Genomic DNA, 15,954 nt, shown 5'->3' on the forward strand with positions numbered 1-15,954 from the left:
TTTCTTAGTGCAAGCCGCTGTGGTACATTCAATTTAAAGGAGAAAACTACAAAATGGGACGTAGTCTTAAAAAAGGACCTTTCGTCGATGAGCATTTGATGAAAAAAGTTGAAGCTCAAGCAAATGACGAAAAGAAAAAAGTAATTAAAACTTGGTCACGTCGTTCAACGATTTTCCCAAGTTTCATCGGATACACTATCGCAGTTTATGATGGACGTAAACACGTTCCTGTTTACATCCAAGAAGACATGGTAGGTCACAAACTTGGTGAATTTGCACCAACTCGTACTTACAAAGGTCACGCAGCTGACGATAAGAAAACACGTCGTTAATAGGAGGAGGACACAATGGCAGAAATTACTTCAGCTAAAGCAATGGCTCGTACAGTGCGTGTTTCACCTCGTAAAACACGTCTTGTTCTTGATCTTATCCGTGGTAAGAACGTTGCTGATGCAATCGCAATCTTGAAATTCACTCCAAACAAAGCAGCTCGCATTGTTGAGAAAACTCTTAACTCTGCTATCGCTAACGCAGAAAACAACTTTGGTTTGGAAAAAGCTAACTTGGTAGTATCTGAAACATTCGCAAACGAAGGACCAACAATGAAACGTTTCCGTCCACGTGCGAAAGGTTCAGCTTCACCAATCAACAAACGCACAACTCACGTAACAGTAGTTGTGTCAGAAAAATAAGGAGGTAAACTCGTGGGTCAAAAAGTACATCCAATTGGTATGCGTGTCGGGATCATCCGTGACTGGGATGCGAAATGGTATGCTGAAAAAGAATACGCAGATTACCTTCACGAAGATTTGGCAATCCGCAAATTCATTCAAAAAGAACTTGCAGACGCTTCAGTTTCAACTATTGAAATCGAACGTGCTGTAAACAAAGTTATTGTTTCACTTCACACTGCAAAACCAGGTATGGTTATCGGTAAAGGTGGATCAAACGTTGACGCTCTTCGCGCTCAACTTAACAAATTGACTGGAAAACAAGTACACATCAACATCGTTGAAATCAAGAAACCTGATTTGGACGCTCACCTTGTTGGTGAAACAATTGCTCGCCAACTTGAGCAACGTGTTGCTTTCCGTCGTGCACAAAAACAAGCTATCCAACGTGCAATGCGTGCTGGAGCTAAAGGAATCAAAACTCAAGTATCAGGTCGTTTGAACGGTGCAGATATCGCCCGTGCAGAAGGATACTCTGAAGGTACAGTTCCACTTCACACACTTCGTGCTGATATCGATTACGCTTGGGAAGAAGCTGACACAACTTACGGTAAACTTGGTGTTAAAGTTTGGATCTACCGTGGAGAAGTTCTTCCAGCTCGTAAAAACACTAAAGGAGGCAAATAACAAATGTTAGTACCTAAACGTGTTAAACACCGTCGTGAATTCCGTGGAAAAATGCGCGGTGAGGCTAAAGGTGGTAAAGAAGTATCATTCGGTGAATACGGTCTTCAAGCTACAACTAGCCACTGGATTACAAACCGTCAAATCGAGGCTGCTCGTATTGCCATGACTCGTTACATGAAACGTGGTGGTAAGGTTTGGATTAAGATCTTCCCACACAAATCATACACTGCTAAAGCTATCGGTGTACGTATGGGTTCTGGTAAAGGGGCACCTGAAGGTTGGGTAGCACCAGTTAAACGTGGTAAAGTAATGTTCGAAATCGCAGGTGTTTCTGAAGAAGTTGCACGTGAAGCGCTTCGTCTTGCTAGCCACAAATTGCCAGTTAAATGTAAATTCGTGAAACGTGAAGCAGAATAAGGAGAAGACATGAAACTTGAAGAAATCAAAAAGTTTGTTGCTGAGCTTCGTGGCTTGTCTCAAGAAGAGCTTGCTAAAAAAGAAAACGAACTTAAGAAAGAACTTTTCGACCTTCGTTTCCAAGCTGCAGCAGGTCAACTTGATCAAACTGCTCGTTTGAACGAAGTGAAAAAACAAATTGCACGTGTTAAAACTGTGCAATCTGAAATCAAATAATAGATTGGGAAAGGAGCAATTCTAATAATGGAACGTAATCAACGTAAAACCCTTGTTGGACGCGTAGTATCTGACAAGATGGATAAAACAATCACAGTTGTAGTTGAAACTAAACGTAACCACCCAGTCTATGGTAAACGTATCAACTATTCTAAAAAATACAAAGCACATGATGAAAACAACGTTGCTAAAGAAGGCGATATCGTTCGTATCATGGAAACTCGCCCACTTTCAGCTACAAAACGCTTCCGTCTTGTAGAAGTTGTGGAAGAAGCTGTTATTATCTAATAAAACTAAAAGGAGACAATTGAAATGATTCAACAAGAAAGTCGCTTAAAAGTTGCTGATAATAGCGGTGCTCGTGAAATCTTGACTATCAAAGTTCTTGGTGGTTCAGGACGTAAATTCGCTAACATCGGCGACGTTATCGTTGCAACTGTTAAACAAGCTACACCAGGTGGAGCTGTTAAAAAAGGTGATGTTGTTAAAGCTGTTATCGTTCGTACAAAAACTGGTGCTCGCCGTCCAGACGGTTCATACATCAAGTTTGATGATAACGCTGCAGTAATCATCCGCGATGACAAAACTCCTCGTGGAACTCGTATCTTTGGCCCTGTTGCACGTGAATTGCGTGAAGGTGGATACATGCGTATCGTATCTTTGGCGCCAGAAGTACTTTAATCTGAATTAACACAAACTTAGTCCCCTGAAATGTTCAGGGTGCCCATTAGGGCGTAAGAAATAATAGGAGAAATACTCAAATGTTTGTAAAAAAAGGCGATAAAGTTCGCGTTATTGCTGGTAAAGACAAAGGAACTGAAGCAGTAGTTCTTAAAGCTCTTCCAAAAGTAAACAAAGTTGTTGTTGAAGGTGTTGCAATCATCAAAAAACACCAAAAACCATCAGCTGAAAACCCTCAAGGTGCTATCGTGGAAAAAGAAGCACCAATCCACGCTTCAAACGTTCAAGTTCTTGACAAGAACGGTGTAGCTGGACGTGTAGGTTACAAAGTTGTTGACGGCAAAAAAGTTCGTTACAACAAAAAATCAGGCGAAGTGCTTGACTAATCACGAAGGAAAGGAGAAAGTATTAAATGGCTAACCGTCTTAAAGAAAAATACACTAACGAAGTAATTCCAGCTTTGACTGAAAAATTCAATTATTCTTCAGTTATGGCTGTGCCAAAAGTTGATAAAATCGTTATCAACATGGGTGTTGGTGAAGCTGTAAACAACGCTAAAACTCTTGAAAAAGCTGCTGCTGAGTTGGCACTTATTTCAGGTCAAAAACCATTGATTACTAAAGCTAAGAAATCAATCGCTGGCTTCCGTCTTCGTGAAGGTGTAGCGATCGGTGCTAAAGTTACCCTTCGTGGTGAACGCATGTACGAATTCTTGGATAAATTGGTATCAGTATCACTTCCACGTGTTCGTGACTTCCATGGTGTTCCAACTAAATCATTTGATGGACGTGGTAACTACACACTTGGTGTTAAAGAACAACTTATCTTCCCAGAAATCAACTTCGACGATGTTGATAAAGTACGTGGTATGGATATCGTTATCGTAACTACTGCTAACACTGACGAAGAAGGTCGTGAATTGCTTAAAGGCCTTGGAATGCCTTTTGCAAAATAATCTAGGAGGTAAATAAATTGGCTAAAAAATCAATGATTGCTAAGAACAAACGCCCTGCGAAGTTCTCTACGCAAGCTTACACTCGTTGCGAACGTTGTGGACGTCCACACTCAGTTTATCGCAAATTTAAACTTTGCCGTGTTTGCTTCCGTGAATTGGCTTACAAAGGTCAAATTCCAGGTGTTACCAAAGCTTCTTGGTAAAAACAAGGTACATTTAAGTTAGTTTCACCTAATTTGGATGTATTTAACACAATCTGAGCCTAGCTCAATCATTAACTAGCAAGTGAATTATTCAAACTACTAGTAAGAGGAGAAAATATAAAATGGTTATGACTGACCCAATTGCAGATTTCTTGACACGTATTCGTAACGCTAACCAAGCTAAACACGAAGTACTTGAAGTACCTGCATCAAACATTAAAAAAGGTATCGCTGAAATCCTTAAACGTGAAGGTTTCGTAAAAAATGTTGAAGTTATCGAAGATGACAAACAAGGTATCATCCGCGTATTCTTGAAATACGGACAAAACGGTGAACGTGTTATCACTAACTTGAAACGTATTTCTAAACCAGGTCTTCGTGTTTACTCTAAACGTGAAGATGTTCCTAAAGTTCTTAACGGACTTGGAATCGCGATCATTTCTACTTCAGAAGGTCTTTTGACTGATAAAGAAGCTCGTCAAAAGAACGTTGGTGGAGAAGTTATCGCTTACGTTTGGTAAGAAGTTGATACTAAGCACTTATCTCAAATGATTTGTGCGAGTTTCGTTGATTATATTCTATGAAACTCATCCCCGTGAAAACTAGTCACTTTGTGGCTTGATAATCTAACAGGAGAATTAAATACTATGTCACGTATTGGTAATAAAGTTATTACTTTGCCTGCTGGTGTTGAAGTAACAAACAACGATAACGTTGTTACTGTTAAAGGACCTAAAGGCGAACTCACTCGTGAGTTTAACAAAAACATTGAAATCAAAGTTGAAGGCAACGAAGTTACACTTCACCGTCCAAACGACTCAAAAGAAAACAAAACAATCCACGGTACTTCACGTGCAAACTTGAATAACATGGTTGTTGGTGTTTCTGAAGGTTTCAAAAAAGAACTTGAAATGCGCGGTGTCGGATATCGTGCGCAACTCCAAGGAACAAAACTTGTTCTTTCAGTTGGTAAATCTCACCAAGACGAAGTTGAAGCTCCAGAAGGTATTACTTTTGAAGTACCATCTGCAACTTCAATTGTCGTTAGCGGTATCAACAAAGAAGTTGTTGGTCAAACAGCAGCTTACATCCGTAGCCTTCGTTCACCAGAACCTTACAAAGGTAAAGGTATCCGTTACGTTGGTGAATACGTACGTCGTAAAGAAGGTAAAACTGGTAAATAATAGGATTTTATCCTTGTGGCAATTCTTTTTGGATTGTATACTTACCAAAAGCTCTCATGAGCAAGCATTATAATTAAGAGGTGAAAATTGTGATTTCGAAACCAGATAAAAACAAACTCCGCCAAAAACGCCACCGTCGCGTTCGCGGAAAACTCTCTGGAACTGCTGATCGCCCACGTTTGAACATTTTCCGTTCTAATACAGGCATCTACGCTCAAGTAATTGATGACGTAGCGGGTGTAACGCTCGCAAGTGCATCAACTCTTGATAAAGAAGTTTCTAAAGGAACTAAAACAGAACAAGCCGTTGTTGTCGGTAAACTTGTTGCTGAACGCGCAGTAGCTAAAGGTATTTCTGAAGTGGTGTTTGACCGCGGTGGATATCTCTATCACGGACGTGTTAAAGCTTTGGCTGACTCAGCTCGTGAAAACGGATTGAAATTCTAATAGGGAGGACACTTAATAATGGCATTTAAAGATAATGCAGTAGAACTTGAAGAACGCGTAGTTGCTATCAACCGTGTTACTAAAGTTGTAAAAGGTGGACGCAACATGCGTTTTGCTGCTCTTGTTGTTGTTGGTGACCGTAATGGTCGCGTAGGATTTGGTACTGGTAAATCTCAAGAGGTTCCAGAAGCTATCCGTAAAGCAGTTGAAGCAGCTAAGAAAAACCTTATCGAAGTTCCTATGGTTGGTACAACTATTCCTCACGAAGTTCGTTCAGAATTTGGTGGAGCGAAAGTATTGTTGAAACCAGCTGTTGAAGGGGCTGGGGTTGCCGCTGGTGGTGCAGTTCGTGCCGTCATCGAATTGGCTGGTGTTGCTGATGTAACATCTAAATCACTTGGTTCAAACACTCCAATCAACATCGTTCGTGCGACTGTTGAAGGATTGAAACAACTTAAACGTGCTGAAGAAGTTGCGGCTCTTCGTGGCATCTCAGTATCTGACTTGGCATAAGAAAGGAGATAACAATGGCTCAAATTAAAATTACTTTGACTAAGTCTCCAATCGGACGCAAACCAGAACAACGTAAAACAGTTGTTGCTCTTGGACTTGGTAAATTGAATAGCTCAGTTGTTAAAGAAGACAACGCTGCTATCCGTGGTATGGTCAACGCAGTATCTCACTTGGTAACTGTAGAAGACGTTAAATAAAAATTGATTTAAGTCGTGAGGGTTACCTTGCGACTTAAACTGAATTTCATGTATAGGCGAGTTTCTAATCAAGCCACCTTACTTGGTTAGAGGCGCTAGCATTTTACAAAAAGAGGAGAAAATAATAATGAAACTTCATGAATTGAAACCTGCTGAAGGTTCTCGTAAAGTCCGTAACCGTGTAGGTCGTGGTACTTCATCTGGTAACGGTAAAACTTCAGGCCGTGGTCAAAAAGGTCAAAAAGCTCGTAGCGGTGGTGGCGTACGTCCAGGATTTGAAGGTGGACAAACTCCATTGTTCCGTCGTCTTCCAAAACGTGGATTCACTAACATCAACGCTAAAGAATACGCACTTGTAAACCTTGATCAATTGAACGTTTTTGAAGATGGTACAGAAGTAACTCCAGCAGTTCTTAAAGAAGCTGGAATCGTTCGTGCTGAAAAATCAGGCGTTAAAGTTCTTGGTAACGGCGAATTGACTAAGAAATTGACTGTTAAAGCAGCTAAATTCTCAAAATCTGCTGAAGCAGCTATCACTGCTAAAGGTGGTTCAATCGAAGTCATCTAATGAGGGGTAACTCATTATGTTCTTTAAACTATTAAAAGATGCGTTGAAAGTCAAAAACGTTCGTAATAAGATTTTATTTACAATCTTCATTATTTTCGTTTTTCGTGTCGGGACTCATGTAACGGTTCCTGGTATCAACGCTGAAGGTTTGAAACAATTAAGTGATTTACCTTTCTTGAATATGCTTAACTTGGTGTCTGGTAATGCTATGAATAGCTTCTCTATCTTTTCGATGGGGGTTAGTCCGTACATTACAGCATCAATCATTGTCCAACTTTTGCAGATGGATATCTATCCAAAATTTGTGGAGTGGGGCAAACAGGGTGAAGTTGGTCGTCGTAAATTAAATCAGGCGACTCGTTATATTACTCTTGTTTTAGCATTTGTTCAATCGATTGGTATTACAGCTAGTTTCAATACACTCTCATCAATTTCATTGGTTAAGACACCTAATGTTTCAACCTATTTATTGATTGGGACAATTTTAACTGCTGGTAGCATAATTGTGACATGGCTTGGTGAACAAATTACTGATAAGGGCTTTGGTAATGGTGTGTCGATGATTATCTTTTCTGGTATCATTGCTTCCATTCCAAAGATGTTCTCAACAATTTATGAGGATTTCTTTGTCAATGTTCGTTCAGGAGAATTGACACGTTCATATATCATCGTCGCATTGTTGATTGTGGTAGGTTTGGCGATTGTCTTCTTTACGACATTTGTACAACAAGCAGAATATCAAATTCCAATTCAATATACGAAATTGGTTCAAGGGGCTCCAACGAGTTCATACTTACCTTTGAAAGTCAATCCAGCTGGTGTTATTCCCGTTATCTTTGCTAGCTCGATTACGACAATTCCTAGTACGTTTCTTCCATTCTTCTCTAAGGTTACGTGGTTATCACATTTACAAGGACTACTCTCGTATAATACACCTAGTGGAATGATTACTTATGCGATATTGATTATCTTATTCTCATTCTTCTACACATTTGTCCAAGTAAATCCTGAAAAAACTGCTGAAAATCTTCAAAAGAATGGGTCTTACATTCCTAGTGTTCGTCCAGGTCGTGAGACTGAAAAGTACATGTCTTCATTGCTTAAGAGATTGGCAACAATCGGGGCTGTATTTCTCGCGTTTATTTCATTGGCTCCAATTGCGGCTCAACAGTTTATGCACCTTACAAGCTCAATCGCGCTTGGTGGTACATCTCTCTTGATCTTGATTTCAACTGGTATCGAAGGTATGAAACAACTCGAAGGTTACCTATTGAAACGTCAGTACGTTGGATTTATGAATCTTGAAGACTAAGTCTTCTCATGAACAATTGAGAGGGAAAGAAAGGTTACTTTCTGTCCCTTCTCTTTTGTTTTTTGATAACTCTACCAATGTGTTAAAACCTTGATAGAGTTATTTGAAAACAAAAATAAGGAGTTCGTAAGATGAATCTTTTAATTATGGGTCTACCAGGTGCTGGTAAAGGGACTCAAGCTGCAAAAATTGTTGAAGAATTTGGTGTAGCTCACATCTCAACTGGTGATATGTTCCGTGCTGCTATGGCTAACCAAACAGAAATGGGTGTATTGGCCAAATCATTCATCGATAAAGGTGAATTGGTACCAGATGAAGTAACAAACGGAATCGTTAAAGAGCGTTTGGCTCAAGACGACATTAAGGAAAAAGGATTCCTTTTGGATGGTTTTCCTCGCACAATCGAACAAGCTCATGCCTTGGATCAAATCTTGGTTGATCTTGGTTTGGAGCTTGAGGGAGTAATCAATATCGAAGTGGATCCATCTTGCCTTCTTGAACGCTTGAGTGGTCGTATTATTCACCGCGAAACAGGTGAAACTTACCATAAAGTATTCAACCCACCAGCTGACTACAAGGAAGAAGACTATTACCAACGTGAAGATGACAAACCAGAAACAGTGAAACGCCGCTTGGATGTGAATATTGCTCAAGGTGAGCCAATTATTGCACATTACCGTGAGCTTGGTCTTGTATCAGATATTCAAGGTAACCAAGATATCGACGATGTATTCGCTGATGTTAAAAAAGCGATTGCAGCAATTAAATAATTATATAATCTTACTTGCGTATCAGACTTAAGCATGTTATAATATTTTAGTCTGACTTATAATTGTTACCTCTGTGCTCAGAGGAAATCAAATCGAAATTTTAGGGGGTACTTTTGCGTGGCAAAAGAAGACGTGATTGAAATTGAAGGTAAAGTTGTAGAAACTATGCCTAATGCTATGTTTACTGTTGAATTGGAAAATGGACACCAAATTTTGGCGACAGTTTCTGGTAAAATCCGTAAAAACTACATTCGTATTTTGGTCGGTGACCGTGTGACTGTTGAAATGAGTCCTTATGATTTGACACGTGGACGCATCACATACCGCTTTAAATAATCGAAATAATTGGAGGGATTGAAACATGAAGGTAAGACCATCGGTTAAACCAATTTGCGAATACTGTAAAGTTATTCGTCGTAACGGTCGTGTTATGGTAATTTGTCCAACAAATCCAAAACACAAACAACGTCAAGGATAATATAGAAAGGAGAAATCATGGCTCGTATTGCTGGAGTTGACATTCCAAACGATAAACGTGTAGTAATTTCACTTACTTACGTATACGGTATCGGACTTGCAACATCTAAGAAAATCTTGGCTGCTGCAGGCGTTTCTGAAGACATCCGCGTTAAAGATTTGACAAATGATCAAGAAGACGCTATCCGTCGCGAAGTGGATGCAATCAAAGTTGAAGGTGACCTTCGTCGTGAAGTTAACCTTAACATCAAACGTTTGATGGAAATCGGTTCATACCGTGGTATCCGTCACCGTCGTGGACTTCCTGTCCGTGGACAAAACACTAAAAACAATGCCCGCACTCGTAAAGGTAAAGCTGTTGCGATTGCAGGTAAGAAAAAATAAGAAAATAAAATAGGAGGTAAAAACATTGGCTAAACCAACACGTAAACGTCGTGTGAAAAAGAATATCGAATCTGGTATTGCTCACATTCACGCTACTTTCAATAACACTATTGTTATGATTACAGATGTGCATGGTAACGCTGTAGCATGGTCATCAGCTGGTGCTCTTGGTTTCAAAGGTTCTCGTAAATCTACACCATTTGCTGCACAAATGGCTTCAGAAGCTGCTGCTAAATCTGCACAAGAACATGGTCTTAAAACAGTTGAAGTAACTGTTAAAGGTCCTGGTTCAGGTCGTGAGTCTGCTATCCGTGCTCTTGCTGCTGCAGGTCTTGAAGTAACAGCAATCCGTGATGTAACACCTGTACCACATAATGGTTGTCGTCCTCCAAAACGTCGTCGTGTGTAATCTTTAATAACAATAGTACACAAGGTTCGTTTCGAGGGAGTATAATAAATGATTGAGTTTGAAAAACCAATAATAACAAAAATTGATGAAAATAAAGATTACGGCAAATTTGTCATCGAACCACTAGAACGTGGTTATGGTACAACTTTGGGTAACTCTCTTCGTCGTGTACTTTTGTCATCACTTCCAGGTGCTGCCGTAACATCAATTAAGATTGATGGAGTACTCCACGAATTTGATACCGTACCAGGCGTCCGTGAAGACGTGATGCAAATCATCCTTAATATTAAAGGACTTGCTGTAAAATCTTACGTCGAAGACGAAAAGACAATTGAACTTGATGTCCAAGGTCCAGCTGAAGTTACTGCTGGAGACATCTTGACTGATAGCGACATTGAAATTGTTAACCCTGATCATTATCTTTTCACTATCGCTGACGGCGCTTCTTTGAAAGCGACTATGACAGTAGCTACAAACCGTGGTTATGTTCCAGCAGATGAAAACAAGAAAGATGATGCACCAGTGGGAACATTGGCTGTAGATTCAATCTACACACCAGTGAAAAAAGTCAATTATCAAGTTGAACCTGCCCGTGTAGGTAGCAATGATGGTTTTGATAAATTGACAATCGAAATCATGACAAACGGAACAATCATCCCTGAAGATGCCCTCGGTCTCTCGGCTCGCGTTTTGATTGAACACTTGAACTTGTTTACTGACCTTACTGATGTTGCTAAAGCTACTGATGTAATGAAAGAAACTGAAAAAGTGAACGATGAAAAGGTGCTTGACCGTACCATCGAAGAACTTGATTTGTCTGTACGCTCATATAACTGTTTGAAACGTGCCGGTATTAATACCGTTCATGATTTGACAGAAAAAACTGAGCCTGAAATGATGAAAGTCCGTAACCTAGGTCGTAAATCTCTTGAAGAAGTCAAAGTTAAGTTGGCTGATCTTGGACTTGGACTCAAAAACGATAAATAATAATATAGGAGGATAACATGGCTTACCGTAAACTTGGACGCACAAGCTCACAACGTAAAGCGGTTCTTCGTGATTTGACTACAGATCTTATCATTAACGAAGCAATCGTTACAACTGAAGCACGTGCTAAAGAAATCCGTAAAACAGTTGAAAAAATGATCACTCTTGGTAAACGTGGTGATTTGCACGCACGTCGTCAAGCAGCTGCATTTGTACGTAACGAAATTGCATCTGAAAGCTATGATGAAGCAACTGATAAATATACATCAACAACTGCTCTTCAAAAACTTTTCTCAGAAATCGCACCTCGTTATGCTGAACGTAACGGTGGATACACTCGTATCCTTAAAACAGAACCACGTCGTGGCGATGCTGCCCCAATGGCAATCATCGAACTTGTTTAATTTTTATCAATTTTGTTGAGTGTTATGATGATGGAATAGCTTAGCTTTTCTTAGTCTAGCTCTGGTCTACCGCTGGGCATACGCCTAGCGGGAACACTCATCATAAAAATGGGAATAAATAAGCATGTAACGCTTGTTTACGAAAGGTAATACGGTTATTTTTCGTAAGCAGGCGTTTTTTTGTCTATAAATCGTCTGAATATTTTGATATAATGGAATAAGCTTATTTTAAAAAGGGGGACATTATTTTGACAACAGCCAAGGAACTGCTTAAGCAAAGGTACTATGAGCCAATTAAGGAGCAACCCGAATTATTTGTGGGGATTGAGTTGGAATACCCAGTTGTTAATTTGAGTGGTAATGCTACAGATGTCTCTCTTACAAAACAGTTACTAGTCTATCTCTTAGATAATTTTGATTTTCAAGCTGATAAGTATGATTCTGATAATAATCCTATTCAGCTTATTGATAAAACTTCTGGAGACATGATTCTTTTTGAAGTTTCATACAATACGATCGAGTTTGCTTTTGCAAAGGCTGAGAGAATTTCTGAGGTTGAGGAACGTCTGGATACTTACCTCAGTATGATTCAACCCTATCTTCGCGATCATAATCATGAGTTGCAAGGATGGGGCGTGAATCCAAACTGGGCAAAGAATGATAATAGACCTGTTAAATCTCCTCGTTATGAGATGCTTATGGATTTTCTCGAGCTCTCTAAAGCAAAGAATGATTCTTTCTTTCACGATTATCCTGAATATGGCTCTTTTATCTGTGGAAGTCAGGTACAGTTAGATGTATCAAAAACATCCTATTTGAGGGTTCTAAATGCTTTTAATCAAATAGAGGGACCCAAGGCGGTATTATTGGCAAACTCTGAATTTTGGGGTTCTGATTGGGATCTTGCGCTTTCCCGTGATGTTTTCTGGGAGAATTCCATGCATGGTGTGTTTGAGGAAAATGCAGGAGTATTTCCCAAGGTATTTAAGAATGAAGATGACTATTTTTCTTACTTGTCTGAGACAGCCCTTTTTACTGCTAAGCGTGGTGACGAAACCTACTATTTTGAACCAATACGTGCTAAAGACTATCTAAGTACGCCATCTATCAAAGCACACTCTATTCGTGGCGAAGTAGTCACTATTGACCCAAGTGAGGAAGATTTTAAGACTCATCGTTCTTATCAATTCCATGATTTAACGACACGAGGGACTATTGAGTTTCGTAGTGTATGTACCCAACCTTTCTCATCAACCTTTGCGCCAGCAGCCTTTCACCTTGGTCTTTTAGTCAATTTGGTAAATCTAGAAAATATTTTGAATGACTCACCTTTTTTTGAAGCATTTGACTATGATTACCCTAGAATTCGTCGTTTATTTTCGAAAAAAGATATTTCTGCTACAGACCTCAAAATGATTTTACCTTTGACAGAATCGTTATTGTCTTGTGCTGAGGATGGCTTAAAATCACGTGGTTTTGGAGAAGAAGTTTACTTAGCTCCCCTTAGAGAGAAATTAGATAGGCTGAATAAGAGTTTAGCTTAACCTTTGACTAGAGATATGATAGATAACTTTTGCTAAAAAATTTTAAAAAAGTCAAAAAAGTATTGACGTCAGCAAACAATAAATGGTATTATATAATAGTTGTTTCGAAAGAGACAAGAGAAAGTTACTAAAAAACTTTCAAAAAAGTATTGACATGAGTTGTCAATCTTGATATAATAACTAATGTTGTTAGCGGAAATGGCGGAATTGGCAGACGCGCAGGACTAAGGATCCTGTGACCGCTTTAGGTCGTGAGGGTTCAAGTCCCTCTTTCCGCAGAGTAACCAGTCACATGACTGGTTTTTTTGTATTAAAAAATCAAAACGCTTACAAATTGTAGAAAAGCTAGTTTTTTGAGTTCAATTGTGATAGAATAAACTTGTAAACGGGTTCAAACCCAAAAAAATATAGGAGGCCTTTATAATGGCAATCGTTTCAGCAGAAAAATTTGTCCAAGCAGCTCGTGATAATGGTTACGCAGTTGGTGGATTTAACACAAACAACCTTGAGTGGACTCAAGCTATCTTGCGTGCAGCAGAAGCTAAACAAGCTCCAGTACTTATCCAAACTTCTATGGGTGCAGCTAAGTACATGGGTGGTTACAAATTGTGTAAAGTCCTTATCGAAGAATTGGTTGAATCAATGGGTATCACTGTACCAGTTGCTATTCACCTTGACCACGGTCACTACAATGACGCTTTGGAATGTATCCGTGTAGGTTACACTTCAGTTATGTTTGACGGTTCACACCTTCCAGTTGAAGAAAACCTTGAAAAAGCAGCTAAAGTTGTTGAATTTGCACACGCTAACGGTGTATCAGTTGAAGCTGAAGTTGGTACAATCGGTGGTGAAGAAGATGGTATCATCGGTGATGGTGAATTGGCACCAATCGAAGATGCTAAAGCTATGGTTGCAACTGGTATCGACTTCCTTGCAGCAGGTATCGGTAACATCCACGGTCCTTACCCAGAAAACTGGAGCGGACTTCACCTTGACCACTTGCAAAAATTGACAGAAGCTGTTCCTAACTTCCCAATCGTATTGCACGGTGGATCAGGTATTCCTGATGATCAAATCCAAGAAGCTATCAAACTTGGTGTTGCTAAAGTTAACGTTAACACTGAATGTCAAATCGCATTTGCTAACGCAACACGTAAATTTGTTGCTGAATACGAAGCAAATGAAGCAGAATACGACAAGAAGAAACTCTTCGACCCACGTAAATTCTTGAAACCAGGTTTCGAAGCTATTACAGAAGCTGTTGAAGAACGTATCGACGTATTCGGTTCAGCAAACAAAGCTTAATTAGACTATATAAGCTTGAAATGAAAGGGTTTGTCCAATATGGATAAGCCTTTTTCTTGTGTTTTGCCACAGATTTGCCACACTTTCTAAATGTCAGTCCCTTTTGATTATAGATGTAGTGCAAACAAAGCGCAATTAGGCTATTAAAACAAGGTCCTTTCTGGGTCTTGTTTTTTTGTACCCAAATAAATAGTTAGTATCTGCGAATCAATCTGTGATTGAGAGGAAACAAATTTTAAAGATTGGATATCACTTAGGTCGATAGATTCTATTTCCTAACTTTTTAAGATATGCTATAATATGAATATGTTTGATAATTATATTGTACCTGTATTTTTTGGTGGTGGAGCTCTTGCTCTACTAGGTTTAGTATTATTTGGTTGGGCCTTGCCTTCATTTTTGAAGGGTAAGTGGTCTTATTTGATTTCTTTGCTAGGTTTAGGTTTGGTTTCTTTTGCCTATTTTGATGCGGCAATTGTTATCACTTATAAAATTTGGCTTGGATTGCTAGGTGTCATCATGATTGGTTGGGGACTTCCTTTTAACAATCGCAAGGGACGCCGTGCGATGACTATTTTCTGGGCTGTCATGGCAATCGTTGTAGGTATTGCTGCTATTGCATTCACTATTGCTTATGGTGTCATTAACCGCCACTAACATGAAACTGTAAAACATGCTATAATAATGGCATGTTTTATTTTATGACCCTATCATTTATTATCATGCCTGCCTTGGGCTGCTTCTTAATAGGCTTGGCTTTTGCTAAATCAGATCGTTGGGAGTTTTCTTGGATATTATCCTTAATAGGTTTGGTGGCCTTTATTTCTTCTTTTTGGCATATAGCACGTGTAGATTTATGGTTTATGCTAAGTTATAGTGTTGGTCCTTTTTTGATGGGATTTGGTTTCTCCTGGGACCTCAGTAAGAAACGCCGTGGGCAGTTATTATTATTAGGGGTATTTTTCCTTATCTTTTTTGTGATTCTGTACTATCTTATTGTGCGAATCCTGAATACAGCTGTTGTCTAAAGGAGGGCTGTTGTGATGTTGCTAGATTTAGAAGAGAAGACACGTGTGCTTGTAGAAGATATTGTTGAACGTTCCGCTATTGGGCGAGGAGCTATCTTTGTCTTGGGATTGTCTTCCAGTGAGGTCGCTGGTGGGATAATCGGCAAAGCCTCTAGCCGTGAAATTGGCCAACGAATTGTGAAAACGATTCTTGAAGTTTTGGAACCTAAAGGAATTTACTTGGCTGTTCAAGGCTGCGAACATCTGAACCGTGCTTTGGTTGTTGAGCGTGAGCTCGCTATGGCTAAAGATTTGGAAATTGTTAATGTTCTTCCGACCTTGCATGCTGGGGGAAGTGGTCAGCTGGCTGCTTTCGACTATATGAAGGATCCTGTTGAGGTGGAGGAAATTGTCGCTCAGGCTGGTATCGATATTGGGGATACCTCTATTGGTATGCATGTGAAGAGGGTCCAAGTTCCTCTTCGCCCGATTACTCCAGAATTAGGTGGTGCTCATGTGACTGCTTTGGCGAGTCGTCCTAAGTTAATTGGTGGAGCTCGTGCTGAGTATCTAGCAGATCCTATCCGTAAAAACTAAAAAGTATCGGACATTCTTGT

Annotated in this window: 29 protein-coding genes and 1 tRNA gene; all 30 read left to right on the forward strand. The window is 39.6% G+C overall.

Translation table 11 applies throughout. The features are described 5' to 3' along the window. Positions 1–53 precede the first annotated feature (53 nt). On the forward strand, positions 54–332 hold the full coding sequence (rpsS, locus tag ACYVQ1_RS05870) for a 30S ribosomal protein S19 (protein WP_000533765.1): 279 nt from the start codon (positions 54–56) through the stop codon (positions 330–332). Between the two features lie 15 nt (positions 333–347). Next, on the forward strand, positions 348–692 hold the full coding sequence (gene rplV, locus ACYVQ1_RS05875; protein WP_002887063.1) for a 50S ribosomal protein L22: 345 nt from the start codon (positions 348–350) through the stop codon (positions 690–692). Positions 693–704: 12 nt separating this feature from the next. After that, a complete protein-coding gene (gene rpsC, locus ACYVQ1_RS05880) occupies positions 705–1,358 on the forward strand; it encodes a 30S ribosomal protein S3 (RefSeq protein WP_002885727.1) in 654 nt (217 codons plus the stop codon). Positions 1,359–1,361: 3 nt separating this feature from the next. Next, complete coding sequence (gene rplP / locus ACYVQ1_RS05885; protein ID WP_000960950.1) at positions 1,362–1,775, forward strand: 50S ribosomal protein L16; 414 nt, start codon at positions 1,362–1,364, stop codon at positions 1,773–1,775. Positions 1,776–1,784: 9 nt separating this feature from the next. Further along, positions 1,785–1,991 carry a 50S ribosomal protein L29 gene (gene rpmC / locus ACYVQ1_RS05890; RefSeq protein WP_002885754.1) on the forward strand — a complete coding sequence of 69 codons (207 nt, stop codon included), beginning with the start codon at positions 1,785–1,787 and terminating at the stop codon, positions 1,989–1,991. Between the two features lie 27 nt (positions 1,992–2,018). Further along, positions 2,019–2,279 (forward strand): 30S ribosomal protein S17, encoded by a 261-nt coding sequence (rpsQ, locus tag ACYVQ1_RS05895; protein WP_002885836.1) that lies wholly within the window; start codon positions 2,019–2,021, stop codon positions 2,277–2,279. Between the two features lie 24 nt (positions 2,280–2,303). Beyond that, a complete protein-coding gene (gene rplN / locus ACYVQ1_RS05900) occupies positions 2,304–2,672 on the forward strand; it encodes a 50S ribosomal protein L14 (RefSeq protein WP_002885711.1) in 369 nt (122 codons plus the stop codon). A gap of 80 nt (positions 2,673–2,752) precedes the next feature. Further along, positions 2,753–3,058, forward strand: a complete 306-nt coding sequence (gene rplX, locus ACYVQ1_RS05905) for a 50S ribosomal protein L24 (protein WP_002885874.1) — start codon at positions 2,753–2,755, stop codon at positions 3,056–3,058. A 26-nt stretch (positions 3,059–3,084) separates the two neighbouring features. Further along, positions 3,085–3,627, forward strand: a complete 543-nt coding sequence (gene rplE, locus ACYVQ1_RS05910; RefSeq protein WP_002887058.1) for a 50S ribosomal protein L5 — start codon at positions 3,085–3,087, stop codon at positions 3,625–3,627. 17 nt (positions 3,628–3,644) lie between these two features. After that, positions 3,645–3,830, forward strand: a complete 186-nt coding sequence (locus ACYVQ1_RS05915; protein WP_001085699.1) for a type Z 30S ribosomal protein S14 — start codon at positions 3,645–3,647, stop codon at positions 3,828–3,830. 122 nt (positions 3,831–3,952) lie between these two features. Further along, positions 3,953–4,351, forward strand: coding sequence for a 30S ribosomal protein S8 (gene rpsH, locus ACYVQ1_RS05920; protein ID WP_002885642.1), 399 nt, complete (start codon positions 3,953–3,955; stop codon positions 4,349–4,351). Between the two features lie 126 nt (positions 4,352–4,477). Further along, a complete protein-coding gene (gene rplF / locus ACYVQ1_RS05925) occupies positions 4,478–5,014 on the forward strand; it encodes a 50S ribosomal protein L6 (protein WP_002887056.1) in 537 nt (178 codons plus the stop codon). 89 nt (positions 5,015–5,103) lie between these two features. Next, a complete protein-coding gene (rplR, locus tag ACYVQ1_RS05930) occupies positions 5,104–5,460 on the forward strand; it encodes a 50S ribosomal protein L18 (RefSeq protein ID WP_002885810.1) in 357 nt (118 codons plus the stop codon). An 18-nt stretch (positions 5,461–5,478) separates the two neighbouring features. After that, positions 5,479–5,973 carry a 30S ribosomal protein S5 gene (gene rpsE, locus ACYVQ1_RS05935; protein ID WP_002885626.1) on the forward strand — a complete coding sequence of 165 codons (495 nt, stop codon included), beginning with the start codon at positions 5,479–5,481 and terminating at the stop codon, positions 5,971–5,973. A gap of 14 nt (positions 5,974–5,987) precedes the next feature. Further along, positions 5,988–6,170 (forward strand): 50S ribosomal protein L30, encoded by a 183-nt coding sequence (rpmD, locus tag ACYVQ1_RS05940; RefSeq protein ID WP_002885773.1) that lies wholly within the window; start codon positions 5,988–5,990, stop codon positions 6,168–6,170. A gap of 127 nt (positions 6,171–6,297) precedes the next feature. After that, complete coding sequence (gene rplO, locus ACYVQ1_RS05945) at positions 6,298–6,738, forward strand: 50S ribosomal protein L15 (RefSeq protein WP_002885849.1); 441 nt, start codon at positions 6,298–6,300, stop codon at positions 6,736–6,738. A 16-nt stretch (positions 6,739–6,754) separates the two neighbouring features. Further along, positions 6,755–8,050: a preprotein translocase subunit SecY gene (secY, locus tag ACYVQ1_RS05950; protein ID WP_002887052.1), complete on the forward strand. Its 1,296-nt coding sequence runs from the start codon at positions 6,755–6,757 to the stop codon at positions 8,048–8,050. Between the two features lie 131 nt (positions 8,051–8,181). Further along, positions 8,182–8,820, forward strand: a complete 639-nt coding sequence (locus tag ACYVQ1_RS05955; protein WP_002887048.1) for an adenylate kinase — start codon at positions 8,182–8,184, stop codon at positions 8,818–8,820. A 117-nt stretch (positions 8,821–8,937) separates the two neighbouring features. Next, positions 8,938–9,156: a translation initiation factor IF-1 gene (infA, locus tag ACYVQ1_RS05960; protein ID WP_001040189.1), complete on the forward strand. Its 219-nt coding sequence runs from the start codon at positions 8,938–8,940 to the stop codon at positions 9,154–9,156. A 25-nt stretch (positions 9,157–9,181) separates the two neighbouring features. Continuing rightward, positions 9,182–9,298: a 50S ribosomal protein L36 gene (gene rpmJ / locus ACYVQ1_RS05965; protein ID WP_000868345.1), complete on the forward strand. Its 117-nt coding sequence runs from the start codon at positions 9,182–9,184 to the stop codon at positions 9,296–9,298. 17 nt (positions 9,299–9,315) lie between these two features. Continuing rightward, positions 9,316–9,681 carry a 30S ribosomal protein S13 gene (gene rpsM, locus ACYVQ1_RS05970; RefSeq protein ID WP_002885820.1) on the forward strand — a complete coding sequence of 122 codons (366 nt, stop codon included), beginning with the start codon at positions 9,316–9,318 and terminating at the stop codon, positions 9,679–9,681. Between the two features lie 25 nt (positions 9,682–9,706). Beyond that, a complete protein-coding gene (gene rpsK / locus ACYVQ1_RS05975; RefSeq protein ID WP_002885718.1) occupies positions 9,707–10,090 on the forward strand; it encodes a 30S ribosomal protein S11 in 384 nt (127 codons plus the stop codon). A 48-nt stretch (positions 10,091–10,138) separates the two neighbouring features. Then, a complete protein-coding gene (locus tag ACYVQ1_RS05980) occupies positions 10,139–11,077 on the forward strand; it encodes a DNA-directed RNA polymerase subunit alpha (protein ID WP_002885793.1) in 939 nt (312 codons plus the stop codon). A 17-nt stretch (positions 11,078–11,094) separates the two neighbouring features. Next, a complete protein-coding gene (rplQ, locus tag ACYVQ1_RS05985; RefSeq protein ID WP_002885709.1) occupies positions 11,095–11,481 on the forward strand; it encodes a 50S ribosomal protein L17 in 387 nt (128 codons plus the stop codon). A 248-nt stretch (positions 11,482–11,729) separates the two neighbouring features. Then, the gene (locus ACYVQ1_RS05990; RefSeq protein WP_461250145.1) at positions 11,730–13,025 is read left to right on the forward strand and encodes a gamma-glutamylcysteine synthetase; all 1,296 of its coding nucleotides are present in this window, start codon (positions 11,730–11,732) and stop codon (positions 13,023–13,025) included. Between the two features lie 192 nt (positions 13,026–13,217). Further along, positions 13,218–13,303: transfer RNA gene (locus tag ACYVQ1_RS05995), tRNA-Leu, on the forward strand. Positions 13,304–13,448: 145 nt separating this feature from the next. Further along, positions 13,449–14,330 carry a class II fructose-bisphosphate aldolase gene (locus tag ACYVQ1_RS06000; protein WP_002885816.1) on the forward strand — a complete coding sequence of 294 codons (882 nt, stop codon included), beginning with the start codon at positions 13,449–13,451 and terminating at the stop codon, positions 14,328–14,330. 300 nt (positions 14,331–14,630) lie between these two features. Beyond that, a complete protein-coding gene (locus tag ACYVQ1_RS06005) occupies positions 14,631–14,987 on the forward strand; it encodes a hypothetical protein (RefSeq protein ID WP_461250146.1) in 357 nt (118 codons plus the stop codon). 32 nt (positions 14,988–15,019) lie between these two features. Beyond that, positions 15,020–15,358, forward strand: coding sequence for a hypothetical protein (locus tag ACYVQ1_RS06010; protein WP_073689700.1), 339 nt, complete (start codon positions 15,020–15,022; stop codon positions 15,356–15,358). A 15-nt stretch (positions 15,359–15,373) separates the two neighbouring features. Continuing rightward, a complete protein-coding gene (locus ACYVQ1_RS06015; RefSeq protein WP_014632528.1) occupies positions 15,374–15,934 on the forward strand; it encodes a TIGR01440 family protein in 561 nt (186 codons plus the stop codon). The last annotated feature ends 20 nt before the right edge of the window (positions 15,935–15,954 follow it).

Source organism: Streptococcus parasalivarius, from assembly GCF_054785155.1.